The organism is Streptomyces sp. NPDC055239 (assembly GCF_053606205.1).
In genome coordinates this window covers 120841-145638 of record NZ_JBSGRD010000002.1, presented here as the reverse complement: position 1 = coordinate 145638, position 24798 = coordinate 120841, and the positions used below count along the sequence as shown (strand labels likewise).

At 70.8% G+C, this 24798-nt stretch carries 24 protein-coding genes and 1 tRNA gene; 10 read left to right on the top strand and 15 right to left on the bottom strand.

Features of this window, described 5'->3' with window-relative positions:
* Positions 1 to 28: 28 nt before the first annotated feature.
* Positions 29 to 1633, top strand: a complete 1605-nt coding sequence (locus tag ACWFRJ_RS06850; RefSeq protein ID WP_453525177.1) for a tetratricopeptide repeat protein — start codon at positions 29 to 31, stop codon at positions 1631 to 1633.
* A 213-nt stretch (positions 1634 to 1846) separates the two neighbouring features.
* On the opposite strand, the gene nthA is transcribed toward ACWFRJ_RS06850, so the two are convergent.
* From nthA to hppD, 4 genes are read right to left on the bottom strand one after another with little or no spacing between them, the layout of a single operon-like run.
* The gene (nthA, locus tag ACWFRJ_RS06845) at positions 1847 to 2434 is read right to left on the bottom strand and encodes a nitrile hydratase subunit alpha (RefSeq protein ID WP_453525176.1); all 588 of its coding nucleotides are present in this window, start codon (positions 2432 to 2434) and stop codon (positions 1847 to 1849) included.
* Entirely contained in the window at positions 2434 to 2718 is a 285-nt protein-coding gene (locus ACWFRJ_RS06840) for an SH3-like domain-containing protein (RefSeq protein WP_453525175.1), read from the bottom strand. Before ACWFRJ_RS06840 ends, nthA begins: the two co-directional genes overlap by 1 nt.
* Positions 2711 to 2992, bottom strand: a complete 282-nt coding sequence (locus ACWFRJ_RS06835) for a hypothetical protein (protein ID WP_453525174.1) — start codon at positions 2990 to 2992, stop codon at positions 2711 to 2713. Before ACWFRJ_RS06835 ends, ACWFRJ_RS06840 begins: the two co-directional genes overlap by 8 nt.
* A gap of 33 nt (positions 2993 to 3025) precedes the next feature.
* Positions 3026 to 4186 carry a 4-hydroxyphenylpyruvate dioxygenase gene (hppD, locus tag ACWFRJ_RS06830; protein ID WP_453525173.1) on the bottom strand — a complete coding sequence of 387 codons (1161 nt, stop codon included), beginning with the start codon at positions 4184 to 4186 and terminating at the stop codon, positions 3026 to 3028.
* 133 nt (positions 4187 to 4319) lie between these two features.
* Here hppD and ACWFRJ_RS06825 point away from each other — a divergent pair, with 133 nt between their 5' ends.
* From ACWFRJ_RS06825 to ACWFRJ_RS06800, 6 genes are all read left to right on the top strand, one after another.
* Positions 4320 to 4790 carry an Lrp/AsnC family transcriptional regulator gene (locus ACWFRJ_RS06825; protein ID WP_383275605.1) on the top strand — a complete coding sequence of 157 codons (471 nt, stop codon included), beginning with the start codon at positions 4320 to 4322 and terminating at the stop codon, positions 4788 to 4790.
* 183 nt (positions 4791 to 4973) lie between these two features.
* The gene (locus ACWFRJ_RS06820) at positions 4974 to 5621 is read left to right on the top strand and encodes an ABC transporter permease (protein ID WP_453527074.1); all 648 of its coding nucleotides are present in this window, start codon (positions 4974 to 4976) and stop codon (positions 5619 to 5621) included.
* Positions 5614 to 6906, top strand: a complete 1293-nt coding sequence (locus ACWFRJ_RS06815; protein ID WP_453525172.1) for a betaine/proline/choline family ABC transporter ATP-binding protein — start codon at positions 5614 to 5616, stop codon at positions 6904 to 6906. The genes ACWFRJ_RS06820 and ACWFRJ_RS06815 overlap by 8 nt, the downstream gene beginning before the upstream one ends.
* Before the next feature lie 5 nt (positions 6907 to 6911).
* On the top strand, positions 6912 to 7823 hold the full coding sequence (locus ACWFRJ_RS06810; RefSeq protein WP_453527071.1) for an ABC transporter permease: 912 nt from the start codon (positions 6912 to 6914) through the stop codon (positions 7821 to 7823).
* Between the two features lie 20 nt (positions 7824 to 7843).
* Positions 7844 to 8806, top strand: coding sequence for a glycine betaine ABC transporter substrate-binding protein (locus ACWFRJ_RS06805; protein WP_453525171.1), 963 nt, complete (start codon positions 7844 to 7846; stop codon positions 8804 to 8806).
* A 67-nt stretch (positions 8807 to 8873) separates the two neighbouring features.
* A complete protein-coding gene (locus ACWFRJ_RS06800) occupies positions 8874 to 9491 on the top strand; it encodes an ArsR/SmtB family transcription factor (RefSeq protein ID WP_453525170.1) in 618 nt (205 codons plus the stop codon).
* Between the two features lie 148 nt (positions 9492 to 9639).
* Here ACWFRJ_RS06800 and ACWFRJ_RS06795 read toward each other — a convergent pair whose 3' ends face one another.
* The 4 genes from ACWFRJ_RS06795 to ACWFRJ_RS06780 all read right to left on the bottom strand — a co-directional run bounded on the left by ACWFRJ_RS06795 (position 9640) and on the right by ACWFRJ_RS06780 (position 14943).
* On the bottom strand, positions 9640 to 10446 hold the full coding sequence (locus tag ACWFRJ_RS06795) for a S16 family serine protease (protein WP_453525169.1): 807 nt from the start codon (positions 10444 to 10446) through the stop codon (positions 9640 to 9642).
* Positions 10447 to 10541: 95 nt separating this feature from the next.
* The gene (locus tag ACWFRJ_RS06790) at positions 10542 to 11183 is read right to left on the bottom strand and encodes an IclR family transcriptional regulator (RefSeq protein WP_389908412.1); all 642 of its coding nucleotides are present in this window, start codon (positions 11181 to 11183) and stop codon (positions 10542 to 10544) included.
* Positions 11184 to 11510: 327 nt separating this feature from the next.
* Entirely contained in the window at positions 11511 to 13310 is a 1800-nt protein-coding gene (locus ACWFRJ_RS06785) for a DEAD/DEAH box helicase (RefSeq protein ID WP_453525168.1), read from the bottom strand.
* Between the two features lie 148 nt (positions 13311 to 13458).
* A complete protein-coding gene (locus ACWFRJ_RS06780; RefSeq protein ID WP_453525167.1) occupies positions 13459 to 14943 on the bottom strand; it encodes an MFS transporter in 1485 nt (494 codons plus the stop codon).
* A 194-nt stretch (positions 14944 to 15137) separates the two neighbouring features.
* Between ACWFRJ_RS06780 and ACWFRJ_RS06775 the strand changes: the two genes are divergently transcribed.
* Together ACWFRJ_RS06775 and ACWFRJ_RS06770 are read left to right on the top strand one after the other, a co-directional pair.
* A tRNA-Cys gene (locus ACWFRJ_RS06775) sits at positions 15138 to 15209 on the top strand.
* A gap of 93 nt (positions 15210 to 15302) precedes the next feature.
* A complete protein-coding gene (locus ACWFRJ_RS06770; RefSeq protein ID WP_453525166.1) occupies positions 15303 to 15845 on the top strand; it encodes a hypothetical protein in 543 nt (180 codons plus the stop codon).
* A gap of 12 nt (positions 15846 to 15857) precedes the next feature.
* Here the strand turns inward: ACWFRJ_RS06770 and ACWFRJ_RS06765 are convergent, their stop codons facing one another.
* The 6 genes from ACWFRJ_RS06765 to ACWFRJ_RS06740 form a co-directional block, all read right to left on the bottom strand.
* Positions 15858 to 16361 (bottom strand): AAA family ATPase, encoded by a 504-nt coding sequence (locus tag ACWFRJ_RS06765; protein ID WP_453527069.1) that lies wholly within the window; start codon positions 16359 to 16361, stop codon positions 15858 to 15860.
* Between the two features lie 38 nt (positions 16362 to 16399).
* Positions 16400 to 18712, bottom strand: coding sequence for a xanthine dehydrogenase family protein molybdopterin-binding subunit (locus tag ACWFRJ_RS06760; protein ID WP_453525165.1), 2313 nt, complete (start codon positions 18710 to 18712; stop codon positions 16400 to 16402).
* Positions 18709 to 20403 carry a 2Fe-2S iron-sulfur cluster-binding protein gene (locus tag ACWFRJ_RS06755; RefSeq protein WP_453525164.1) on the bottom strand — a complete coding sequence of 565 codons (1695 nt, stop codon included), beginning with the start codon at positions 20401 to 20403 and terminating at the stop codon, positions 18709 to 18711. Before ACWFRJ_RS06755 ends, ACWFRJ_RS06760 begins: the two co-directional genes overlap by 4 nt.
* Entirely contained in the window at positions 20400 to 21302 is a 903-nt protein-coding gene (locus ACWFRJ_RS06750; RefSeq protein ID WP_453525163.1) for an FAD binding domain-containing protein, read from the bottom strand. Before ACWFRJ_RS06750 ends, ACWFRJ_RS06755 begins: the two co-directional genes overlap by 4 nt.
* 297 nt (positions 21303 to 21599) lie before the next feature.
* Positions 21600 to 23237, bottom strand: a complete 1638-nt coding sequence (locus ACWFRJ_RS06745) for a beta-N-acetylhexosaminidase (RefSeq protein WP_453525162.1) — start codon at positions 23235 to 23237, stop codon at positions 21600 to 21602.
* Positions 23238 to 23333: 96 nt separating this feature from the next.
* Positions 23334 to 23642: a DUF3039 domain-containing protein gene (locus ACWFRJ_RS06740; protein WP_383275550.1), complete on the bottom strand. Its 309-nt coding sequence runs from the start codon at positions 23640 to 23642 to the stop codon at positions 23334 to 23336.
* 303 nt (positions 23643 to 23945) lie between these two features.
* Here ACWFRJ_RS06740 and ACWFRJ_RS06735 point away from each other — a divergent pair, with 303 nt between their 5' ends.
* Positions 23946 to 24110 carry a hypothetical protein gene (locus ACWFRJ_RS06735; RefSeq protein ID WP_453525161.1) on the top strand — a complete coding sequence of 55 codons (165 nt, stop codon included), beginning with the start codon at positions 23946 to 23948 and terminating at the stop codon, positions 24108 to 24110.
* 20 nt (positions 24111 to 24130) lie between these two features.
* Here the strand turns inward: ACWFRJ_RS06735 and ACWFRJ_RS06730 are convergent, their stop codons facing one another.
* Positions 24131 to 24739, bottom strand: a complete 609-nt coding sequence (locus tag ACWFRJ_RS06730; RefSeq protein ID WP_453525160.1) for a YqgE/AlgH family protein — start codon at positions 24737 to 24739, stop codon at positions 24131 to 24133.
* Positions 24740 to 24798: the final 59 nt, after the last annotated feature.

Genomic DNA, 24798 nt, shown 5'->3' with positions numbered 1-24798 from the left:
CTCTTCGTATTGACGCACAGTGAGCGCCATGGAGATCGAGAGCCGGTCCGGGTCCGTGACCGAGTCCGTGGCCGAGTCCGTGGCCGAGTCCGTGGCCGAGTCCGTGGCCGAGAAGGAACAGCCTCCGCCGTCCGCGCCCGCGCCCCGCGTCCGGAACGAGTCGCCGCGGGGCTCGCACCGCTCCCCCGCCGTCCGGCGGGTACTGATCGCGTCGGTCGCCGGGTGTGTGGTGCTCGGCGGCGTACTGGTGCTGCGGCCCGGCGGGGGCGGGAAGGCGGCGCCGCCCGCGCTCGGGCCCGCCGGGCGGGCGATGGCGGCGGCGGGTGCCGGGGCTCCGGCGGCGCTGCCCGATCTCACGGTCCTGATCGGGGAGCGGGAGGCGCACCTGCGCAAGAATCCCGGTGACGACGAGTCGTGGGCGGTGCTCGGGGCCGCCTACGTCGAGCGGGGTCAGCGGACCGCGGACTCCGCGTACTACCCCAGGGCCGAGAAGGCGTTGCGTACGTCCCTGAAGACGCGGCCGCAGGGGAACGCGCGGGCGCTGACGGGCATGGCGGTGCTCGCGAACGCGCGGCACGACTTCCGCGGGGCGAAGAAGTGGGCCCAGAGCGCGGTCGCCCTCGCGCCGAAGAGGTGGTCGGCGTATCCCTCCCTGATCGACGCGTACAGCGGCCTCGGTGACGCGAAGGGCGCGGACAAGGCCCTGGAATCACTTCAGGAGCTGAACGCGAACGCCACCTCCGTGATGGCGCGCTCCGGGCAGGTCTACCGGGACCGCGGCTGGCGCGAGAACGCGGCCGTGGCGCTGATGGACGCGGCGGCGCTCGCGGAGGGGCCCGCGCAGAAGGCGGCCTGCCTGTACTTGGAGGGCGAGCTCGCGTGGGAGCGGGGCGAGCCCGCGGAGGCCCTGCGCTACTACGACGCGGCACTGGCATCGGACCCGGACCACCATCCCTCCCTCGCCGGGAAGGGCCGGGCGCTCGCCGCTCTCGGCCGTACGTCTCAGGCCCTACGTTCCTACCAGAACGCGCTGGTCAGGCAGCCCGCACCGGAGTACGCCCTGGCGCTTGGCGAGTTGTACGAGTCGCTGCGCCTGACGCCTGCCGCGCGGGCCCAGTACGACGTGCTGCGGGCCCGGGTGAAGCAGGAGGGGGTCAACGGCGTCAACGACGAACGGATCCTCGGCCTCTTCGAGGCGGACCACGGGGACGCGGATGCGGCGGTGGACCGCCTCCGGGCGGAGTTCAAACGCCACGGCAGTCCGGAGGTGGCGGACGCGCTCGGCTGGGCGCTGCATAGGGCCGGGGACGATGAGGAGGCCCTGAAATTCGCGACGCGGGCCACGGACAAGGGGCCGCGGAGCGCGTTGCTCGCTTACCACCGGGGTGAGATCGAGCGGGAGCTGGGCGAGTACGGGGCTGCACGACGCCACATCGGTGAGGCGCTGCGCCTGAACCCCCACTTCTCCCCTCTCCTCGCCCCGGAGGCCAGGGAGGCCCTGAAGTCCCTGGGCGACCCCCCGGACGGCGGCCCGGACCAGATGTACGCCCCGGCACCCCCTCCGGCGCCAACACCCCCGAGCCCCCCTCGCCCCGGGCCGACCCCAACGCCAACGCCAACCCAACAGCGCTGACATCTGCGGGCCGCCACACTCCCTGTCCCGGCGCTTCGCGCCGGATGTCTCCCACCCACCCACCCGATCACCCGGCATCACAGGCCCACAGGAAGAACCGACGCGACGCGGGGCAATCGGGCGGGTGGGCGGGAAAACGTCGGGCGCGGAGCGCCGGGACAGGAACCGCCAGCTACCAGCCGCAGGCGGACGACGAGCCCCCGCGCAAGTCCGCTACAAGCGAGCCGTGCCGATCAGCGCGTTGCGGGTGATCAGGCTGGTGAGGGCCGGTTCCGAGAGGGAATCGGTGGACGGAGGGCGGACCGGAAGGACCATGTAGCGGGTCTCCGCGCTGGAGTCCCAGACCGTGACCTCCGTGTCGGGAGGCACGACGAGGCCGAACTCCGCGAGAACCGCCCTCGGTTCCCGCACCACCCGCGACCGATACGCCTCACTCTTGTACCAGCTGGGAGAAGGCCCGAGCAGCCGCACCGGATAGCAGGAGCAGAGCGTGCAGACGACCACGTTGTGGGTGTGGGCGGTGTTCTCCACCACCCGGAGGCGCTGTGGCTGGACGCCGCCCGCCGCGTAACCCAGCTCCGCCACCGCAGACGTACCGTCCACGAGAAGGCGCTCCTTGAACTCCGGGTCCGTCCAAGCCCGTGCGACGACCCGCGCCCCGTTCAACGGGGACGACCCCGCGAGGAACGCGTCCAGGGCCTCGTCCAGAGCGGCCCCGGCGACGATTCCCCGCTCCTCCAACAGGGTTTCCAAGTGACGTACTTGGCGGGAGATCGCAGCATCCGAGTGCGTACCGGACATCAGCTGCCCCCCGAGGCCGGTTCCAAGTAGCTCTCCCACAGGTCAAGGACCACCCCGTGGTCTCCCTCACCCCACAGCTCCCGCGCAGCGAACCGCACCGCGTACACCTGCTCCACCGGCGCGTCCCCGCGCCCCTGCGAGCTGACGTCCGCCAGCGCGTGCCGCCCCTCGGGTTCGAGGACCACGCCCCGCTTGCCCCGGGCGTAGCGCGGCAGGCGGGTGTGGTGGGTCGGGTCGTGGTGGACGGTGCGGACGGCCGCGCCCGCGACAAAGCGATCAGGCATCAAGATCACCCTCCGCCACCACACCCTTGCGCACCAACAGCACCCGGATCGCGTGGAACCACCGCTCGTAGTACGACGCCGCCAGGTACTCCCCCGGCGGCATCGTCTCCACCGCGTCCCTGAACTCGTCCAGGTTGTAGACGCCTTCACGCACCAGCGCACTGTTGAGCGCGAACACCCGCGCCTCCCAGTCCGCGTGGAAGGGCTCCGTGTCGTCGGTGGTGTCGACGGGCCCGAAGCCCGTCATCCCGCCGACGTCATTGATCCTGGCCATGTCCGCACTCTAGCCAGCGACGGGCCCCGGCTCCTACAGGTTGCCCCGCTTCTCCTGCTCCCGCTCGATCGCCTGGAACAGGGCCTTGAAGTTGCCCTTGCCGAAGCCCATCGAGCCGTGCCGCTCGATCATCTCGAAGAAGACCGTCGGGCGGTCCTGGACCGGCTTGGTGAAGATCTGGAGCAGGTAGCCGTCCTCGTCGCGGTCGACCAGGATCTTCAGCTCGCGCAGGATGTCGACGGGGACGCGCGTCTCGCCCGCCCACTCTCCCAGCGTGTCGTAGTACGAGTCCGGGGTGTCGAGGAACTGGACGCCGGCCGCGCGCATGGTGCGTACGGACTCCACGATGTCGTTCGTGGCGAGCGCGATGTGCTGGACGCCCGCGCCGCCGTAGAACTCGAGGTACTCGTCGATCTGGGACTTCTTCTTGGCGATGGCCGGCTCGTTGATGGGGAACTTCACCTTGAGGGTGCCGTCCGCGACCACCTTCGACATCAGCGCGCTGTACTCCGTCGCGATGTCGTCGCCCACGAACTCCTTCATGTTCGTGAAGCCCATGACCTTGTTGTAGAAGGCGACCCACTCGTTCATCTTGCCGAGCTCGACGTTGCCGACGCAGTGGTCGATCGCCTGGAAGGTCCGCTTGGCGGGCGGCTCGACGATCGGGGACGCGGCCGCGAATCCGGGCAGGTAGGGGCCGTCGTAGCCGGTGCGGTCGACGAGCGTGTGGCGGGTCTTGCCGTACGTCGCGATGGCGGCGAGGACGACCGTGCCGTGCTCGTCCTTGACCTCGTAGGGCTCGGTGATGCCGCGGGCACCGTGCTCGACGGCGTACTCGTACGCGGCGCGCGCGTCCGGCACCTCTATGGCGAGGTCGACGACGCCGTCGCCGTGCTCGGCGACATGGCTCTCGATGAAGTGGCCCCAGTCCGTCGAGGCTTTGATGACGGAGGTCAGGACGAAGCGGGCGCCGCCGTTGGTGAGCACGTACGAAGCGGTCTCGCGGCTGCCCGTCTCCGGGCCCGAGTACGCCACGAGTTTCATGCCGAAGGCCGTGGAGTAGTAGTGCGCCGCCTGCTTGGCGTTGCCCACGGCGAAGACGACCGCGTCCATTCCCTTGACCGGGAAGGGATCGGCCTCGCGCGCGGTGTGGGGGGTGGTGGCCGTGTGCTGGGTGTTCGCGGTAGCTGCCATGTCCGCAGGCTCCCGCCGTATCGCAAGGTGCGCAATAGTTTGTGTATTCAGTGGGCAATCTGACCACTGACAGGCCACCATCAGCGGGCTATCTGTACATGATGACCACCCGACGAGCGGAGAAGAACGCACCATGACGATCGATCATCTGGACGGCAGGCTCATCGTGCTGCTCGCCCGCGAACCCCGCATCGGCGTTCTGGAGGCGTCGCGCCGGCTCGGTATCGCACGCGGGACCGTGCAGGCCCGGATGGACCGTCTTCAGTCGAACGGAGTCATCCGCGGCTTCGGCCCCGAGGTCGATCCCGCCGCCCTCGGCTACCCCGTCACCGCCTTCGCCACGCTGGAGATCAAACAGGGCCAGGGTGCCGACGTACGGGCGCATTTGGCCACCGTCGCCGAGGTGCTCGAACTGCACACCATCACCGGCCACGGAGACATGCTCTGCCGTCTCGTCGCCCGTTCGAACGCGGATCTCCAACGTGTGATCGACCGGGTCCTGGGTTTTGATGGCATTGTCCGGGCCTCCACGGCGATCGTCATGGAGAACCCTGTTCCGCTGCGGATCATCCCGCTGGTCGAACAGGCGTCAGAAGACACCTGACGCGGGTAGACAAGAGAACGAACAGCCGGACAGCCGAAATCCGGACAGCCGAAACAAAGACACAGCGGACAGCGAACGGCAGAACAGACACAGCGCGGTACGCCCCCACGACGTACGCGGCACGCGGGCACCGGGAGACTCCCGGCGCCGTCCGAACCGCGCCTGGGCGAGGTGAGCAGTTCAGTGAACTTCTGGGACTACCTCGGCAACCGCCATCAGCAGTTGCTGACGGACGCGTACCAGCACGCCAGTGCGGTCTTCCAGTGCATGGTCGTGGCGACCGTCATCGGAGTACTGATCGGCGTCATCACGTACCGCAGCGACTGGGCGGGCAACCTGGCCACGACCGCGACCTCCACCATCCTGACCATCCCGTCGCTCGCCATGATCGGTCTGCTGATCCCCGTCGTCGGACTCGGTGTAGCCCCGACGGTCATCGCGCTGACCCTCTACGGCCTGCTCCCCATCGTGCGCAACGCCATCGTCGGCCTGCGCGGCGTCGATCCCTCCCTGGTCGACGCGGCGAAGGGCATCGGCATGTCGCGTGTCGCGCGATTGGTGAAGGTGGAGCTGCCGCTCGCCTGGCCGCCGATCCTGACCGGCATCCGCGTCTCCACGCAGATGCTGATGGGCATCGCGGCCATCGCCGCGTACGCGTCGGGCCCCGGCCTCGGCAACGAGATCTTCCGCGGCATCGGCTCGCTCGGCAGCAAGAACGCGCTCAACCAGGTGCTCGCGGGCACGCTCGGGATCATCATCCTGGCGCTGCTCTTCGACGCCGCTTACGTACTGATCGGCCGCCTGACCATCTCGAGGGGTATCCGTGTCTGAGACCACCGCGACGAACACCGACAACGGGGCGACGGCCGCGGGCGCGGCGGCCCCGAGCGACACCACGGGCGCGACGATCGAGCTGGAGAACCTCACCAAGCGGTACTCGGGCAGCAACGACCCCGCGGTCGACAGCGTCAGCATGGAGATCAAGGCGGGCGAGATCGTCATCCTCGTCGGCCCTTCGGGCTGCGGTAAGTCGACCACGCTGAAGATGATCAACCGGCTCATCGAGCCCTCCAGCGGGCGCATCCGCATCGGCGGCGAGGACGTCACCGACATGGACCCGGTCAAGCTGCGCCGCAAGATCGGGTACGCGATCCAGTCCTCCGGGCTCTTCCCGCACATGACGGTCGCCCAGAACATCGCCCTCGTGCCGAAGATGATCGGCTGGGGGAAGACGAAGATCAAGTCCCGGGTCGAGGAGATGCTCGACCTCGTCGGGCTCGACCCAGCCGAGTTCCACGGCCGCTATCCGCGCCAGCTCTCCGGCGGCCAGCAGCAGCGCGTGGGGGTCGCGCGGGCGTTGGCCGCCGACCCTCCCGTACTCCTGATGGACGAACCCTTCGGCGCGGTCGACCCGATCACCCGCGACCACCTCCAGGACGAGCTGATCCGGCTCCAGCACGAGCTGCACAAGACGATCGTCTTCGTCACGCACGACTTCGACGAGGCCATCAAGCTCGGCGACCGCATCGCGGTGCTCAGGGAGCGCTCGCACATCGCGCAGTTCGACACCCCGGAAGCCATCCTCACCAACCCCGCCGACGACTTCGTCTCCGGTTTCGTGGGCGCGGGCGCGGCCCTGAAGCGGCTCAACCTCACCCGCGTACGCGATGTGGAGATCGCCGACTTCGCGACGGTGACCGTCGACGACCCGCTCCAGGACATCTTCGACAAGCTGCGTGACAGCGGCACGAACGAACTGCTGCTCCTGGACAAGCGCCGCCGTCCCTACAAGTGGCTGCGGCGCGGCGATCTGATGCGCGCCGAGGGTTCCCTCGCCCGCGCGGGCACCCTCGTCCACGACACGGTCACCCGCGACGCCACCCTGCGCGACGCGCTCGAAGCGGTCCTCACGGACAACGCGGGGCGGGTCGCGGTCACCGGGCGGCGCGGCGAGTTCACCGGCGTCGTGGACATGCAGACCCTGATGAACTCCGTCCACGAGATGCTGGAGGCCGACCGGCTCGACGCCGTGGAGCACCAGCACGAACTGCAGGACCAGCGTTCCCCGGTGACCCACCACGAGCAGGAGGGCGACGGAGGGGCGGCGCAGGCGTGAGCGGCATCCCCGGGAACAACCCCCGGATCCCCGAGAACAAGCCGTCGCCCGGCGACGGACCCGAGCCACGGCCCGACGGCGAGCACGAGGTCAAGGGCCACCACTTCCGCGACACGGGCGAGGCCGCCGAGCAGGAGGCCCCTCCCCCGCCATCGGCGTCGGCCACGGGCCGGGCGCGGCGGCGGATCGGCTGGCAGAAGCTGACCGTCCTGCCCGCGTTCCTGATCGTGCTCCTGCTGCTCACCTGGTGGTGGTTCCAGCAGGCCGACCTGGACTCGATCTCCACGAACGCCCTGGCGGACGGCAACGTCTGGCTCAGGCTCCGCCAGCACATCCAGCTGACGGTGATCTCCACCTTCTTCGTGCTGATCATCGCGATCCCGCTCGGCATCCTGCTGACCCGCAAGAAGCTCCGCAAGGCGGCGCCCGTCGCGATGGCCCTTGCCAACATCGGCCAGGCGACACCGGCGATCGGCCTCCTCGCCCTCCTGGTGATCTGGATCGGCATCGGCGAGAAGGCGGCCCTGATCGGCATCATCATCTACGCCGTCCTGCCGGTACTCTCCAACACGATCGCGGGCCTGAACGCCAACGACCCGACCCTGCTCGAAGCCGCGCGCGGCATCGGCATGTCGGCGTGGGGAGTCCTCGGCAAGGTCGAACTCCCCCTTGCCGTGCCGCTGATCCTGGCGGGTGTGCGCACCGCGCTCGTCCTGAACGTCGGCACGGCGACGCTCGCCACGTTCGGCGGTGGCGGCGGGCTCGGCGACCTCATCACCACCGGGATCACCAACCAGCGGATGCCGGTGCTCATGCTCGGCTCGATCCTGACGATCGCGCTCGCGCTGCTCGTGGACTGGCTGGCCTCCCTGGCCGAACTGGTCCTTCGTCCGCGCGGCTTGGAGGCCGGTTCATGAGGACGAGGACGAGGACGAGAATGACGTGGCGTACGGCGGCCGTCGGTGCCGTGGGCGGGGCCCTCCTGGTGAGCTGCGGCCTCACCAGCGGCAGCCCGATGGTGGACGACGTCAAGCCGGGCACGGTCGGCAAGGGGCTGCCCCTGAAGGGCGCCGACCTCACCGTCGCGTCCAAGGAGTTCACCGAGCAGCTGATCCTCGGCGCGATCATGGGCATCGCCTTCGAGGCGGCCGGCGCGGATGTCCTGGACCGGACGGGCATCCAGGGTTCGATCGGCGCCCGCGAGGCCGTCAAGAGCGGCGACGCGGACGCCATGTACGAGTACACGGGCACCGCCTGGATCACGTACCTCGGCAACTCCAAGCCCGTCGAAGACCCGCAGAAGCAGTGGGAGGTGGTGCGCGAGGCGGACGCGAAGAACGGCGTCACCTGGCTGCCGCCCGCCGAGCTGAACAACACCTACGCGCTCGCCATCAACCGGAAGAACGAGGCCAGGTACAAGCCGAAGACGCTCTCCGACGTGGCGGCCCTGTCGAAGTCGGACCCGAAGGCGGTCACGCTGTGCGTGGAGAGCGAGTTCTCCTCGCGCGAGGACGGCCTTCCTGGCATGCAGAAGCAGTACGGGATGAAGATCCCCAACTCCAACATCACCAAGATGGACACCGGGATCATCTACACCCAGGTCTCCAAGGGGTCGTGCGTGTTCGGCGAGGTCTTCACGACGGACGGCCGCATCAAGGCGATGGACCTGTCGGTGATGAAGGACGACAAGCACTTCTTCCCCAACTACAACGCCGCCCCTGAGATCAACAGCAAGGCGTTGAAGGAGCACCCGGAGATCGAGAAGGTCCTGGACCCCATCACGAAGAAGCTGAACAACACGGTGGCCCAGGAGCTGAACTCCAAGGTGGATGTGGACGGGCAGGATCCGCATGAGGTGGCGAAGGAGTGGTTGATCAAGGAGGGGTTCGTCAAGGAGTAGCCGGGCCGGGGGGCCTCCGACTTACAAAGACTCCGTTGCAAAGAAAGGGTTGCAACGGAGTCTTTGCATGCTTACCGTAAGAGCCATGACGGACGGCACGGCAGAGCCCGAGGGCCGCAAGGTCCACCACCTCACCCCCCGCTCGCTGCGGGGGCTCGCGCATCCACTGCGCATGCAGCTGCTCATCTCGCTGCGGCGGGAAGGACCGGCGACCGCGTCCCAACTGGCCGACCGCCTGGGCGAGTCGAGCGGCGCGACCAGCTACCACCTGCGCCAGCTCGCGGCCCACGGCTTCGTCGAGGACGCCCCGGGCCGAGGCAAGGGGCGCGAGCGCTGGTGGCAGTCGGCGCACCAGGGGACGCGCCTGGACGAGACGCTCATGAACGACCCGGACCCGACGGTGCGCGGCGCGGTCACCGTCTACCTCCACGAGGTCGCGACGTTCCACGCCACGGAAGTCTCCACCTGGATCGGCACACAGCACGACTGGTCCACGGAGTGGATCGACAGCTCCGCCCTCAGCGACTACACCCTGCGCCTGACGCCCGAGCTCACCACCGAACTGGCCGGCAAGATCGAAGAACTCATCGAGAGCTACCGCCCGTTGGCCGTCGACGACACACATCCGGACTCCGCCAGGGTGCGCCTGCACACCCACGTCTTCCCGACGCACTACTCCGAGTGAGAGGCCTCAGCCATGCACCCCGACATACATCTGCGGCTGCACCACGCCCGCGCCGCAGAACTCCAGCGAGCGGCGCCCTTACAGAAGCGGCGCCCCCATCTGCGTACTCAACTCGGCTGGAAGATGGTCGAATTGGGCCTGCGCCTCGTCAGCAGCTCGGGACCTTCTCGCCCCGCTCCAGGGAACGCAGCGCGTCGACCGTTCCCTTCAGTGTCGTGATCGGAATCAGCCGCAGCCCCTTCGGCAGCTCCGCCTGAGCGTCCGAGCACTCCGCTTTGGGGACCAGGAAGACCGTCGCCCCGTCCCGCTTCGCGGCCTGCGTCTTCATCGCGACACCGCCGACCGGGCCGACCTCGCCGTCGTCGGCGATCGTGCCGGTGCCCGCGATCTTCCGGCCGCCCGTCAGGTCCCCGCCGCTGCCGTTGCCGTCGATCAGGTCGATGATGCCGAGCGAGAGGAAGAGGCCCGCGCTCGGGCCCCCGATCTTGCCGAGGTCGACCTTGACCTTCACCTTGTCGGTGCCGTCCACGCCGTTCGCTTCGAGGTAGGAGAGCGCGGCCTTCGTGGCCGTTTCCTGCGACTCCTTCATGTCGCCGAGGTTGTGCTTCTCGACTTCCTTCACGTTGTTGCCGGTGGGGTACACCGAGTCCTTGGGCATCACGGCACGGTCCTTACGGAACCAGCCGTCCACCACCTCGCTCAGGCTCACGTCCGTGTCGGGCCCCGTGGCCACGATCGTCGTCATCCGCAGCTGACCGCTCGTCTCGCGGGTGGGCGCGCCGGTGATCGAGATGACCCGCTTGCCCTCGCTCGTGCCGAGCACGTTCGCCGTCGACCCCGGCTGGGCCACGGCGAACGGCAGCGGCGCGAGGGCGGCGACCGCGAACAGGGCGACCACGGGGACGGCACAGACGGCGAGGGCCTTGGGGCGCGTGAGACGAGAGAGGGAGAACACGGGATCAATCTAACGTGCGGCGGGATGGACGAGCCCGTCCGGCGTTTGAGGACGAACTCGGCGGAGCCGGTGATCGACGGTACGCCGGAGGGGCCTCACCTCAACGCGTCGGCCACTTCCCGTGCCGCGTCCACCACCCGCGGTCCCACCCGCTCCGGCACGGAGTCCGCGAGCATGACGACGCCGACGCTCCCCTCCACCCCGGTGACGCCGACCAGCGGCGCCGCGGCTCCACTGGCGCCCGCCTCCAGTTCCCCGTGCGTGAGCGCGTACCCCGGATCGGTGGCGAGCCCCTGCCTCGCGGCGAGGATCGCCCGGCCCGCGGCGCCCCGGTCCAGGGGGTGCCGGAAACCGGTGCGGTAGGCCACGTGGTAATCCGTCCAGGTGGGCTCGACGACGGCGACGGCGAGTGCCTCGGTGCCGTCGACGAGGGTCAGGTGCGCGGTCGCCCCTATGTCCTCGGCGAGGGAGCGCAGCGCGGGCAGCGCGGCCTCCCGCACCAGCGGATGCACCTGGCGGCCGAGTCGCAGCACTCCGAGTCCGACGCGGGCACGGCCGCCCAGGTCACGGCGGACCAGCGCGTGCTGCTCCAGCGTGGCGAGGAGGCGGTACACCACGGTGCGGTTCACACCGAGCTTGTTCGAAAGCTCGGTGACGGTGAGCCCGTGATCGGTGTCGGCCAACAGTTTGAGGACGCGCAGTCCTCGGTCGAGCGTCTGGGAAGTCTCCGCGGTCACGACGCCCACTCCTTAGATGAGGGTCGACGGCCCCTTTACGCGGCGGTTGCGTCGCCGGTCCCGTGGGCGACGCGCGTCAGAGGCCGCCGGTCGGAACTCCGGCTGCGCTCCGCGGCGGCGCTGCCACGGGGCGTGTACGTTTCGGGGACATTAGCGAGGCCGTCCCGCTCAGCGGAAGACTCCGTCCAGAATCCGGTCATCAGACGAGCTGTTAGGGGCGCAATGCCCCTATACGCGGTGCGCGCCGGGCGGACGTACGCACGATTCCCGCACATGGAACGCACCGGTCCGCTCCAGGGAGCCGTCCCCTCCCGTGAGCGGCCCGCCCTACTTCATGCGGGTGGCCCACTCCCCGACCTTCGCGATCCGCTGCCGCAGCTGTCCCCCGGTGGCCTCCGCGCTCGGCGGGCCGCCGCACGTGCGGCGCAGCTCGGTGTGGATCACGCCGTGCGGCTTGCCGCTCTGGTGGGAGTACGCGCCGACCATCGTGTTGAGCTGCTTGCGCAGTTCGAGCATCTCCTTGTGGGAGACCACGGGCCGCCGCTCGGCGGGGAGTTCGAGAAGATCGGCCTCGTCGTCGGGCCGCTTCTTGCTGTGCGCGATCTGCCGGGCCTGCCGCTTCTGGAGCAGCATCTGCACCTGGTCGGGTTCGAGGAGCCCGGGGATGCCCAGATAGTCCTGCTCCTCCTCGCTCCCGGGGTGCGCCTGCATGCCGAACTCGGCGCCGTCGAAGAGAACCCGGTCGAAGACGGCATCGGACTCAAGGGCCTCGAAGGAGAACTGCTCCTGCTCGCCGGTGTCCTCGTCCTCCTCCTTGTTCGCCTCGTCCATCTCCTTCTCGGACTCGGCGTAGGGATCCTCCTCCCCTTCCTTCTTCGGCTTGTCGAGCACGTGGTCGCGCTCGACCTCCATCTCGTTGGCGTGGCCGAGGAGGTCGGGGACGGTGGGCAGGAAGACCGACGCGGTCTCGCCGCGCCGCCGGGAACGTACGAAACGGCCCACGGCCTGGGCGAAGAAGAGCGGCGTCGAGATGGTGGTGGCGTACACACCCACCGCGAGGCGCGGCACGTCGACGCCCTCGGACACCATCCGGACCGCGACCATCCACCGGTCGTTGCTCACGGTGAAGTCGTCGATCCGCTTGGACGCGCCGGTGTCGTCGGAGAGGACGACGGTGGCCTTTTCCCCGGTGAGCTCGCGGATCAGCTTGGCGTACGAGCGGGCGGAGTCCTGGTCCGAGGCGATCACGAGCCCGCCCGCATCCGGGATGGCCTTCCTGACCTCGGTGAGGCGCTTGTCGGCGGCCTTGAGGACGTTCGGCATCCACTCGCCGCGCGCGTCAAGGGCTGTGCGCCAGGCCTGCGAGATGGCGTCCTTGGTCATCGGCTCGCCGAGCCGCGCCGCGATCTCGTCACCGGCCTTGGTACGCCAGCGCATGTTGCCGGAGTAGGAGAGGAAGATGACGGGCCGGACGACGCCGTCGCCGAGCGCGCTCCCGTATCCGTACGTGTAGTCGGCGGCGGACCGCCGGATGCCGTCGTTCCCTTCCTCGTACGCGACGAAGGGGATCGGGTTGGTGTCGGACCGGAAGGGCGTACCGGTGAGCGCGAGGCGCCGCGTGGCGGGCTCGAAGGCTTCGAGGCAGGCCTCGCCCCACGACTTCGAGTCACCGGCGTGGTGGATCTCGTCGAGAATGACCAGGGTCTTGCGCTGCTCCACGCGGTTGCGGTGCAGCATGGGCCGCACGCCCACACCCGCGTACGTGATGGCGACGCCCTGGTACTCCTTGCTGAGCGGTCCGGCGCTGTACTCGGGATCCAGTTTGATCCCTATCTTGGCCGCGGCCTCCGCCCACTGCTTCTTCAGATGCTCGGTCGGCGCGACCACCGTCACCTGCTGCACGACATGGTGGTGCAGCAGCCAGGAGGCGAGCGTCAGCGCGAACGTCGTCTTGCCTGCGCCGGGTGTCGCGACGGCGAGGAAGTCACGCGGCTGCTCCTGGAGATACCGCTCCATCGCCCCCTGCTGCCAGGCACGCAGCTTGTTGGCGGTGCCCCAGGGGGCGCGGCCGGGGAAGGCGGGAGAGAGGTGGTGGGAGGAGGCGGAGTTGGCGGCGGTGGTAGTCACGGTCTCCGGTTTTGGCGCTCGGGTACGGACGACAGACGAGTACGACGGGTACGTACGACAACCGGGCCACCCTACCGGTGATGTGTTGACGCCGGCCTGATGACGATGCGGGGCCCGGGCCGGGTGCGACGGGAGTCACACACCTTCCTCAGTCCGTACGTTCCTTCAGCCGCGTCGCCACCCAGGCGCCGACCAGGGCGACTGCCGCCATCGGCAGGAACACGGCGACGAACGCCCCCGGGTGGGACCCGCCCGCACCGACGGCAACGTGCGCGGCGCCCACCGCCCCGCCTCCCAACGCGCCGAACGCGGCGCCCCCTGCCGCCAGGAGCAGGGCGTTGGAGAGGCCGTCGGAGATCTGGAGGGCGGCGGAGTTCGCGCCCGCGTCCTGCGGTGCCGAGAGGCGCAGGAGCAGCACGCTCGTCGAACCGATCACCGTGCCCATGCCGAAGCAGCCGAAAGCCCAGGCGACGGCGACGATCCACACAGGGACGGCGTCGATCAGCACGGTCGGCGCGGTCGCGATGGAGGCGGCGACCAGCACCATGCCGGTCACCATCAGCCGCGTCCGGTACCTCTCCATGCGCTGCCGCGACTGTACGTAGGAGCCGAGGGCCCAGGTCGCGCCGCCGACGGCGAGCGAGAGCCCCGCCATGGTCGGGGTGAGCCCGCGTTCGGTGACCAGCATCAGCGGCACGAAGGACTCGGCGGCGATGAAGGACCCGGCGGCGACGCCCCGCAGCAGCACGACGGAGGGCAGGCCCCGCTCGGCCCGGTACGTACCGCGCGGCAGCAGACCGAGGACGGCGGGCACGAGCACGACCGCCCCGAGCACCGCGGGCAGCAGCGAGAGCCACCGCAGATCCTGCCCGGCGTACTGCAGGAGCCCCGCCCCCAGCGAGATCCCGAGCGCGAGCCGGATGCGCCGCCGGTCGAAGGCCTCGACGGGCGCGGAGGGGTCGACGGGCCCGGAGGCGGAACGTCGGATCGCGGGCAGCGCGAGCACCAGCGGCGCCACGACGAGAACGGGAATCCCGACGAACACCCACCGCCACCCCAGGTGCTCGGTGACCGTCCCCGCGACGAGCGGCCCGACCACGGAAGGCACGACCCAGCTGGCCGCGAACGCCGCGAGGACGGACGGCCGCAGGTGCTCCGGGTAGGCCCGGCTGACGACGACGTACAACGCGACGATGACGAGCCCCCCGCCGAGCCCCTGCACGGCCCGCCCCAGGATGAACATCCACATGGCCTGGGCGGTCCCGGAGAGCAGCAGCCCCGCCGCGAAGGCCGCGATCCCGGTGGCGAGCGGCCCGAGCGGCCCGCGCCGGTCGGCCCACTGCCCGGAGAGCACCATGCCGAAGAGACTGGTCGTGAAGTACGCGGAGAAGGCGAAGGCGTAGACGGAGACGCCGTTCAGCTCACGGGCGGCCACCGGCATGGCGGTACCGACGGCGGTCGCCTCGAAGGCGATGAGCAGGACCACGGAGACGATGCCGAGGCTGAGCGCACGGTAGGGAGGCCGCAGCACCCCGCCCCGGAGCTCCGACGGCGGGGGCGTCGGGACTGTCGGGACGGTCAGGGCTATCGGGTCGGTGGCGACATCGGTGTCGCGCGGTTCCTGGGCGCTCATACTGGCCAGCGTAAGGGGCGTGATGCGGTATGACCCCTGTCCGGAGGCGGGCTGCCGCTGGTCCCTTGGTCGTACGACCGCTCGCCCGCCGGAGCCCGTTCATGAACGCGGTGTGGCAGTCCCGTTTCGGGGGCGGCGATTCCCTTGAGCGGCTGGTTCCGGGCACTTAGGTTCAAGGGGTCGAGCACAGACTCGGCCGTGTGCCCGAGTGGCTTAGGGGCTGGCCTGCAAAGCCAGTAACGCGGGTTCGATTCCCGCCACGGCCTCAGGTGAACGAGGGGCGGCCCCGTCAGGAGCCGCCCCTCTTTGCGTTGAGCCTCGGCCGCTCATGGTCCGACGCCTCGTGGTCCAATACACGCATGAGTGGCGTGAATCCGGCCCTGGGGCCCCTGGAGTTGGTCGACGGCCGCTGGGTCATGGGCGATGCCCTGCGACCGGGCGGCACCTGGGTGGAGTTCCGCACGGACGGGCTCTACCGGCACTCGGGCACTCCTGAGGGCGAGTTGATCCCCTGGTCCAGGGTCATGCTGGGCATGGGCGTGACCATAGGGGGCGGATACCCGTCCAAGGGCGGGAACTTCACGCTGCCCGGCCTGCTCTGCGGTCTCCCGTGGTTCAGGGGGCGCGGCACCGGCCACCTGGACATGACGCTGCGCCATCCGTACGAGGACTGGCGGATCGACTTCCACCGGCACCCCCGCTGGTACCGGATGCTCGACGTGGCCGTCCTGGAGCAGCTCCTTACGCAGACCGTCGCCGCGCACGAGGCGGAGCGGCTCGGTGACGCGGACTGGCTCGGCCGCGTGATCGGCCGCCTGGCAGCACCCACGACGTCCTGGTCCCGCTCGATACAGAAGACCGTGCAGGAGGCCCGCCAGGCCGAGGAGCCCACGGGGGCCTGAGGACTAGAGCGGCTAGAGGGGCTGGAGCCGCGCCTCGTCGAGCCCCGCGAGAATCGCGTCCACCGTCTCCTCGACCGTCAGGTCGGAGCTGTCGAGCCAGAGCCCGAGCCTCGGTGTCGTGGACCGGAACCCCGAGTCCAGGGCCTCCACGGTCCATGCCCCGTACCCGGTCTTGCCGCGACCGGCCTCCCGGGCGGCGACCGCGTCCGGGCGCGGGGCGAGGACGACCACGTGCACGGGGCGCGTACGCAGCAGATCCACGTACGTCTTCAACTCCTCGCCCAGGATGACGTCCTGGACCACCGCGACGAAGCCCGCGGCGGCGTACGCGTCCGCCGTCCCCGCCGACAGGCCGTACCGCAGGCGGAGTTGGGCCGCCGCCTCGTCCGATGCCCCGGGCTCGTACTCCTGGCCGCCCGACACGATCATCCGGCGGAAGACATCGCCCCGCACGTGCGCCGCGCGCGGCAGCCGCTCGGCGAGGGCCTGCGCCACCGTGGACTTGCCCGCGGCCATGATTCCGGTGATGACGACCACGCCGCTCGCAGGAGCGGTCACGTCGCCACCGCCGCCTGCGGGCGGATCGGCAGCCTGTTCACCGGCCGCCCCGTGGCCGCCCGCACCGCCGAGGCCACCGCCGCCGGAGTCGTCACCACCGGCACCGCGCTCGCCGCCTTCGCGCCGAAGGGCGCCACGACGTCCCGCTCCTCCACCAGCTTCACGATGCGGATGTCGGGGGTGTCCAGGGCGGTCGGAAGCGCGTATCCCGTCAGGTCGGGGTGGCGGACCAGGCCGCGCGGCGTACGGAGGTTCTCCGTCAGAGCCGCGCCCACTCCCTGCGTGACGCCCGCCTCGATACGTACCTTCAGCTGGGTCGGGTTCAGGATGCGGCCCACGTCCTGGGCGACCGCGAGCTCCACGACCCGTACCGAACCGATCTCGACGTCCACGTCCACGACCGCGCGGATCGCGCAGAAGGCCATCCCGACGAACGCGTCGCCCTGGCCCGCCTCGTCCAACGGCTCGGTCGGGTGCGGGCGGCACTGCGCCGTGGCCCAGAGCTCCTTGCCGTCCATCGCCTCCGTGACGGTCGTGCTGAGCACCCCGTCGTACGACGTGATCTTGCCGTCGGTGATCTGGAGCAGCTCCGTCGACATCCCGAACTTGTGGGCCAGGGGCTGGAGGAGCTGCGTGCGGACCATCTTCGCCGCGCGCTCCACCGCGCCGCCCGACACCCATGTGTGGCGGCCGTGGCAGCTCGGTCCCGCCGGGGGCTGGTCCGTGTCGACGGGGGCCACGCGTACGTCGTCGATGCCGAGGGTCTCCTGGACGATCTGGCGGGCGAGCGTCGAGAAGCCCTGGCCCGTCTCGACCGCGGCACAGATGACGGTCGCGATGCCGTCGTGGACCTTCACCGTGGCCGTGGAGACCTCGTCCGTGCCTTCGGCGCCCAGGAGTTGGACCATGCCGAGGCCGTAGCCGACGCCCCGGCGCACCGCGGCCGGTTCGCCCGCGCCCTCAGGGCCTCCGGGCAGCAGCCACTCGTCCTCGGGGGTGTCCTTGGGCAGTTCGGGGAGGGGGAAGTCCCTTACGGCGGCGAGGAGTTCGGCCACCGGGGCCGGGCACGTCACCGTCTGACCCGTCGGCAGGATGTCGCCGGTGGCCATCGCGTTGCGCAGCCGCAGCTCCGCCGGGTCGATGCCCAACTTCTTTGCGATCTTGTCCATTTGGGCTTCGTACGCCGTGCACACCTGCATGGCGCCCTCGCCCCGGACATGTCCGGACGGCGGGTTGTTCGTGCGCACAGCCCAGCCCTCGATGAAGGCGTTCGGGACCACGTAAGGACCGCAGGCGAAGGAGACGGCCGCTGCGAGCGCGTCCGACGACGTGTCCGCGTACGCGCCCGCGTCGAGCAGGACCTGCGCCTCGACCTTCACCAACTTGCCCTCGGCGTCCGCGTGATGGCGGTAGCGGAGCAGTGTCGGGTGGCGGTGGGCGTGGCCCAGGAAGGACTCCTCGCGGGTCGCCGTCAGCTTCACCGGGCAGCCCGTCGTGAGCGCGAGCAGGCCGAGCGGCAGGTGGAAGCTGGCGTCCTCGCGGTCGGCGGTCGCGCCGGGGACGCCGGTCACGACGACCTTCACGATGTCCGGGTCGATGCCGAAGCAGGACGCGGCCATGTCGCGGTCGGTGTGCGGGTCGGTGGAGGCGATGTACAGCTCCACGCCCCCGTCGGGACGCGGCACCGCGAGCCCCGCCTCCGCGCCGATCGGCGCCGGGTCCTGGCGGCCGATGCGGTACAGGCCCTCGACGACGAGCTCGCCCGCCGCTTCCGGGTCGCCGTGCCGCAGCGGGATGTGCCGGATCAAGTTGCCGTCGGGGTGCAGGGGTTCGGCCGCGAACGCCTTCTCCGGATCGGTGACCGGCTCCATGAGTTCGTACTCGACGAAGATGGCGGCGGCGGCCATCCGCGCCGTGTCGGGGTGATCCGCGGCCACTGCGGCGATGGGCTCGCCGTGGTGGCGTACGACGTCGGACGCGAAGACCGGACGGTCCGCCGTCTTGCGGCCGTGCAGGGCCTCGCCCGGCACGTCCTCGTGCGTGACGACGGAGCGCACGCCGGGCATCTCTCGCGCCTGTGACGTGTCGATCGAGACGATGCGCGCGTGCGCGTGCGGCGAGCGCAGGACGGCCGCCCACAGCAGCCCCTCCGCCCACAGGTCGGACGCGTAGGGGAACGTGCCCTCCGTCTTGGCGCGGGACTCGGCGGACGGCAGCGACGCGCCGATGCCGTGCGGCAGCGGCTCGGGGCCCGGCTGCGTCTCCACTGCGGTCGCGGTGTTCGCCGTACCCGCGGCTTCGTTGCTCACGCCTGGCCTCCGTCCTGGCCGTAAGGTCCTTCGTACGTTCCGCTCCGCGCCGCCGGGTTGACCCCTCCGGCGCCGGGTCCCGCCTGGTGCGGAATGCGCGCCTCGCCCGCCTGGTCGCCCTGGCCGGACGGTTCGGCGGCGGACGCGGACGCGGATGCCTCACGCTCGGCGACCACTTCCTGCACGGCGTCGAGCACGCCCCGGTAGCCGGAGCAGCGGCACAGGTTGCCGCACAGGGCGCGGCGGGCTTCCAGGTCGGACGGGGCGGGGTTGCCTTCGAGCAGGTCGTGCACGGTCATCGCCATGCCCGGTACGCAGAAGCCGCACTGGACGGCACCGCAGGCGGCGAGCGCCCGCTGCACGTCGGAGGGTCTGCCGTCGACGGCGAGGCCCTCGACGGTACGCACCTCGCTTCCGGCGGCGGTGGCGGCGGGCACCAGGCAGGAGGCGACGAGACGGCCGTCCACCTGGACGTTGCAGGCTCCGCACTCACCCTGCGAGCAGCCGTCCTTGGCGCCCGCGAGGCCGAGGCGCTCACGCAGGACGTAGAGCAGCGACTCGCCGATCCACGCGTCGGTGACGGGGCGGTCGGCGCCGTTGACGCGCAGGACGTAGGAGCAGAGGGGGTGTTCGTCGGCGTGGGCGGTGACGGCGCCGGTGGCTGCTTCTTCGGGGTCGGTTTCGGCGTCGGCGTCGGCGTCGGCCTCGGGGTCGGTCTCGGCGTCCGTCTCGGCGTCCGTCTCGGCGCCGACTTCGACCTCGGTCCCGGCTTCGGTACCGGCTTCGGTGTCCGCTTCGGCCTCTGCCTCTGCCTCTGCCTCGACCTCCGCCTCCGCCTCGACCTCGGCTTCGGGCTCCGGCTCGGGTTCCGGCTCTGCGGGGGCCTCGTGCGCCTCGGGCGGCGCTACGACCTCCTCGGGCACCGTCACATGCATCTCAGGAGCGACCGGCGGTTCGGGGACGAACGCCTCCGGGGGCGCCACGTGCTCGTGGTGCTGCGGCTCGACGTACTGCTGGTGCTGCGGCTCGCTATGCGGATGCGGTTCGGCGTACGGATGCGGCTCGGCATGCGGATGCGGATGCAGCTCGGCATGCGGGTGCTGCGCCGGCTCCGACCACGGCGCGCCCACACCCGCGCCACCTGTCGCCCACGGCGCCGCCGCGCCGCCCGGCAGCGTCGCGGGCGGCGTACCGCCCCACTGCGCGGCGAGCGAGGACGTGGTGAACTCGCCCGATTCATCCGGAAGATCACCATTGGCGACGGGAATCGACCACTGCCCCGTGACATCGGCGGGCGCGGGGGCGGCGGGCGCGTGCCCCTCCGCCTCCTGGAAGCTCCACTGGCCCGTGGCCCGGGGGTCGTACGCGTGCTCCTGCACCTGCTCCTGCACGTGACCGGACGGCGCGGGCTCGGGCACTCCGCCCGCGGCGGGCCACTGCACGTTCTGTACGCCGGTCACCTCGGGCGGCATGGCCCAGACACCCGTGGCGGCCGGATCCGTCGCGTCGGCCGTCGTCGGGGTGACCGTTATCTGCGGCGGGACGTAACCGTGTCCCGGCGCGGCGAGCGGCGAGTGGTCGAAGGCGTCGAGGGCACCTTCGGGCAGCTGTACGAAGGCCGTGGCGTCCGAGTCGTACTCGCCCTGCGGATGCGGCTGCCAGCCGCCATTGCCGTTCTGGTCGTCGCTCACGACAGCGCCCTCCCCAGTGCTCGTCGGGCCAGCGCGGCGACGGTGCGCCGCAGGTGCAGTACGGCGGCGGGCAGCGGCTGCGGTGAGCCGTCCTCCGCCGGAGGCTGGTCGGGGATGCAGGCGGCGGCCACGTACTCACCGAAGGCGGTGAGGGCCTCCGGCACGATCGTCCGCTCGCCGTCCCAGTCGATCAGCGAGGCGACCCACTGCTCGGCCTCCAGGGGCCGCAGCGGCATGGGAGCGACGGCGCCGACCGCGCAGCGCACACCGCGCCGCGCGGGGTCCAGGACGAGCGCGACGGACGCGGTGGCGCGTCCTGGCCCGGTGCGCCCTGTCGCCTTCAGGAAGACCTGCGGGGCGTGCAGGAGCGGCAGTCGCACGAAGCCGATGAGTTCGCCGGGGCGGAGCATGTCCATCCCCGCGAGGAGGTGCGACACGGGAACCTCGCGGCGTGCGCCGCCGGGGCCCGCGATGATGAGGACGGCTTCGAGGGCGGCGAGGACGGGCAGGGTGTCGCCGGTCGGGCCCGCCGTGGCGATGTTGCCGCCGAGGGTGCCCGCGTTGCGGATCTGCGGGGGTCCGGCGGCGCGCGCGGCGTGGGCGAGCGCAGGGATCAGGGCGGCGAAGTCGGGCCGCCCGACACGTGCGTGGGTGAGGCCCGCGCCGAGCAGCGCGTGACCGTCCTGGTACTGCCAGCCGCGGATCTCCCTGATGCGGCCGAGGCCGACGAGCGCGGCGGGGCGCAGGAGGCCCGCGTTGACGGAGGCCATGAGGTCGGTGCCGCCGGCCACGGGCACGGCGGCGGGCATCGCGGCGAGTGCCTCCACGGCCTCGTCCAGCGTTCCAGGCAGCTTCGCCGTCTGCGCGGTCTGCGCCGCCTGCGGTGCGTGCGTGGTCAAAACCGGCTGCCCCTTCCCGATGTCCGGCGGCTTTCTCGCCGTACCCACCGTTACGCCTGTTCCGCCGTACGGTACGTGTTCACAGCCCGGACGTGGCAACTCTGGCACATCTTCCCGGGCCCTCGGCGCGGGGGTCCGCTAGGAGCCATTCGTCCGCAGACCAGGGGGTTGTGCCGATTTCACACGCCCTCGCCGGTCGGCGGGAATTGCCACTCTTCGGTGATCCTTGTACGACTTTCGTCCGGCTGCCCACGCTCCCAGCGCGGGCAGCCCGACACACCGGCTACGGGGTCTTCCTCACACGTTCGGGGGCGCCCCGTCGATCGGGCGTCCGAGCACGCCCGGGCGCTGCTGCCACGGCAACGGGCCGCCGGGCGGGCGGTAGTCGACGCCGAGTGCGTCAAGTCGCGCGTAGTGCGGGACCATTCGCCGCTCGAAGTCCGCGAAGTCGCGCTCGGCGGATGCGGGCAGGTCGCTCCAGGCGACCTCGGCGAGGGCGGCGAGACGCGGGAACACCTGGTAGTCCACGCGTGCGTGGTACTCCATCACCTCGGTCCAGACGTTGGCCTGGGTGCCGAGCACGTGCCGGGCCTCTTCGGCGGTGAGCTGCGGCGGCAGCGGCTCGAAGCGGTAGACGTCCTCCAGGGTGCGGACGAAGCCGATGGGCGCGGGCTCGTCGGGGCCGGCGTCCTGCCGGTGGTCGAGGTACACCTGCTGCTCGGGGCACATGACGACGTCGTGCCCTGCCTTGGCCGCCGCGATGCCGCCCCCGTACCCGCGCCAGGAGGACACGGTGGCGCCGTCCGCGAGGCCGCCTTCGAGGATTTCGTCCCAGCCGATGAGACGGCGCCCGCGCGCGGTCAGCCAGGTGTCGAAGTGCTGGATGAACCAGCTCTGCAGACCGTCCTCGTCAGCGACGCCCAGCTCTTTGATGCGGGCCTGCGCGGTGGGGGACGCCTTCCACTGGTCCTTGGGACACTCGTCTCCGCCGACGTGGATGAAGGTGGAGGGGAAGAGCTCCAGCAGTTCCTCGAACACCCCCTCGTAGAAGCGAAGGGTGTTCTCGGTCGGGGCGAGGACGTTGGGGGTGACGCCCCAGGTGTCCCAGACGCCGAGCGACGCGGTGTCGACGACGTCGGTGTTGCCGAGCTCCGGGTAGGCGGCGATGGCGGCCTGCGAGTGCCCGGGGATGTCGATCTCGGGTACGACGGCGATGTGCCGCTCATGGGCGTACGCGACGATCTCGCGGATGTCGTCCTGCGTGTAGTAGCCGCCGTGCGGGGTGTCGTTCCACAACTCCGATGCGCGGTGCCCCCACTTCGAGCGCGGCCGCCACGACGCGACCTCCGTCAGCTTCGGGTAGCGCTTGATCTCGATGCGCCAGCCCTGGTCGTCGGAGAGGTGGAAGTGGAAGACGTTCAGCTTGTGGGCGGCGAGCAGGTCCAGGTAGCGCAGGACGCCGTCCTTGGGCATGAAGTGCCTGGCCACGTCGAGCATCATGCCGCGCCACCGGAAGCGGGGGCTGTCCTCGATGAGGCACCCCGGCACCGTGTGCGGAACCCCGGCCCGCAGGGGGGCGCGGCGGAAGGCGTCCGCCCCGATGAGCTGGCGCAGGGTCTGCGCGCCCCAGAAGACGCCGGGGGCCGCGCCGCCGACGATCTCGATGCCGCTCGCCCCCACGGTGAGCCGGTACGCCTCGGGCGCGAGGGAGTCGTCGATCTCCAGCGACACGCCACTGCCCTCACCCGGCGCCAGGGTCAGGCCGAGCGCGGCACCGAGGGTGGAGCGCAGCCAGCGCTCGGTGGACTCGGTGCCGGGTGCCGCGCGGAGCACGGTCGAGGAGTCGAGGAAGAAGCCTTCGGTGTGCGGTCCTTCGGCGCGAGGTCCTTCGGCATGCGAGGGCGCCGGGATCAGTTCCTCAAAGGTCAAGGTCATGGGGCGAGGCTGCCATGCCGTTGCACAACGCAAAAGGGGCGTTGCGGTACACGCAACGCCCCGTCGCGAGGAGGGTCCGGACGACTCCGGTGCGGGCTACTTCTTGCCGCCGCCCTTGCCGTCGTTACCGCCCTTGTCCTTGTCGCCACCGGCGCTCATGGACTCGTAGATCTCCTTGCACATGGGACAGACGGGGTACTTCTTCGGGTCACGACCCGGCACCCACACCTTGCCGCAGAGCGCGACGACGGGCGTACCGTCGAGCGCGCTCGCCATGATCTTGTCCTTCTGGACATAGTGCGCGAAGCGCTCGTGGTCGCCGTCACCGCTCGACACCTGCGGCGTCGGCTCAACGAGGGTCCCCGTACCTGCCCCGCGCTCGGGCTCGGGCTCAAGAGTGCTCATGGCATCCAAGGGTACCTACGCCGACCGCGTCCGGGCATCGCCCGGACGGGCGGGCGACGGAACTCGCGCGCGGCCCACCGTGCCCCGCTCCGCGCGCAGCGCCAACAGGCGGTGCTGCTGCGGGACCTGGAGCGCCCAGCCCGCCGCACCCCACACCACCAGGGCCCGCGAGAACGCTGCCCAGGATGCCGCCGATCCCCCACGCCCATAGATATGGACAGGGGGCGACGCCCTCTTCCGCCACGCCGCCCGCCGACGCGAGGACCGGGGGGCAGCACCCCCAGCGGTACGCCGAGCGAGGCGATGATCACCGGCACCACCCACCCCGGCCTGCGCCACGTACGCCTGAAGAACGCGCCGCCGGTACCCGTCCACCTGGCGGCCCCGTCCCGCGGCCCGCACCCGCTCGCCGAGCGGTATCTCAACGACATAGACGACGTAGACGAAGGCCCGGACTTCAGCCCGTGACGGGAGGTGGCGCCGACCTGTCAGTTGAGGGACGGATCATCCGGATACGTCGCCACCATCGCCAACTCACTGCGCTGCCGTCGAAGCACCGCGCGCCACAGCCGCTCCGGGTCCGGCGACGACACGTCGCCGGGCTCGGACTCGACCACGTACCAGGCGCCCTCGGTGAGTTCGTCCTCCAGCTGGCCCGGGCCCCAGCCCGCGTACCCGGCGAAGATCCGCAGCGAGCCGAGCGCGGGGGCCAGGAGTTCGGGGGGCGTGTCCAGGTCGACCAGGCCGATCGCGCCGTGCACGCGGCGCCAGCCGATCGGCTCGCCTCTGACCGAACGCGGCCGGGATCCGGAGGCCGGGCCCTCCTCGCCTGGGATCACCGCGACGCCCAGCGCCGAGTCGAGCGAGACGGGGCCGCCCTGGAAGACGACTCCCGGCGCGCCGGCCAGATCACCCCAGCCCTCCAGGATGTCCGCGACCTCCACCGGCGTGGGCCGGTTGAGGACCACGCCGAGCGAGCCCTCCTCGTCGTGGTCGAGGAGAAGCACCACCGCGCGGTCGAAGTTCGGGTCCGCCAGGGCAGGCGTGGCCACGAGCAGCCGCCCTGTGAGCGAGGACACCTCGGTCATGAACGACATGATCCCGCATCTTTGCCCCGCGGGGGGAGGCAATGCGCGTACGGCAGTGAATGCAGCTC

Coding starts and splice junctions, on each gene's coding strand:
- ACWFRJ_RS06765 (WP_453527069.1), bottom strand. CDS start 16,361: ATGGCCGCGGGCAAGTCCACGGTGGCGCAGGCCCTCGCCGAGCGGCTG.
- ACWFRJ_RS06745 (WP_453525162.1), bottom strand. CDS start 23,237: ATGACCTTGACCTTTGAGGAACTGATCCCGGCGCCCTCGCATGCCGAA.
- ACWFRJ_RS06780 (WP_453525167.1), bottom strand. CDS start 14,943: ATGAGCGCCCAGGAACCGCGCGACACCGATGTCGCCACCGACCCGATA.
- ACWFRJ_RS06825 (WP_383275605.1), top strand. CDS start 4,320: ATGACGATCGATCATCTGGACGGCAGGCTCATCGTGCTGCTCGCCCGC.
- ACWFRJ_RS06770 (WP_453525166.1), top strand. CDS start 15,303: ATGAGTGGCGTGAATCCGGCCCTGGGGCCCCTGGAGTTGGTCGACGGC.
- ACWFRJ_RS06800 (WP_453525170.1), top strand. CDS start 8,874: ATGCTTACCGTAAGAGCCATGACGGACGGCACGGCAGAGCCCGAGGGC.
- ACWFRJ_RS06850 (WP_453525177.1), top strand. CDS start 29: ATGGAGATCGAGAGCCGGTCCGGGTCCGTGACCGAGTCCGTGGCCGAG.
- hppD (WP_453525173.1), bottom strand. CDS start 4,186: ATGGCAGCTACCGCGAACACCCAGCACACGGCCACCACCCCCCACACC.
- ACWFRJ_RS06730 (WP_453525160.1), bottom strand. CDS start 24,739: ATGTCGTTCATGACCGAGGTGTCCTCGCTCACAGGGCGGCTGCTCGTG.
- ACWFRJ_RS06840 (WP_453525175.1), bottom strand. CDS start 2,718: ATGCCTGATCGCTTTGTCGCGGGCGCGGCCGTCCGCACCGTCCACCAC.
- ACWFRJ_RS06735 (WP_453525161.1), top strand. CDS start 23,946: ATGATCACCGGCACCACCCACCCCGGCCTGCGCCACGTACGCCTGAAG.
- ACWFRJ_RS06740 (WP_383275550.1), bottom strand. CDS start 23,642: ATGAGCACTCTTGAGCCCGAGCCCGAGCGCGGGGCAGGTACGGGGACC.
- nthA (WP_453525176.1), bottom strand. CDS start 2,434: ATGTCCGGTACGCACTCGGATGCTGCGATCTCCCGCCAAGTACGTCAC.
- ACWFRJ_RS06835 (WP_453525174.1), bottom strand. CDS start 2,992: ATGGCCAGGATCAATGACGTCGGCGGGATGACGGGCTTCGGGCCCGTC.
- ACWFRJ_RS06805 (WP_453525171.1), top strand. CDS start 7,844: ATGACGTGGCGTACGGCGGCCGTCGGTGCCGTGGGCGGGGCCCTCCTG.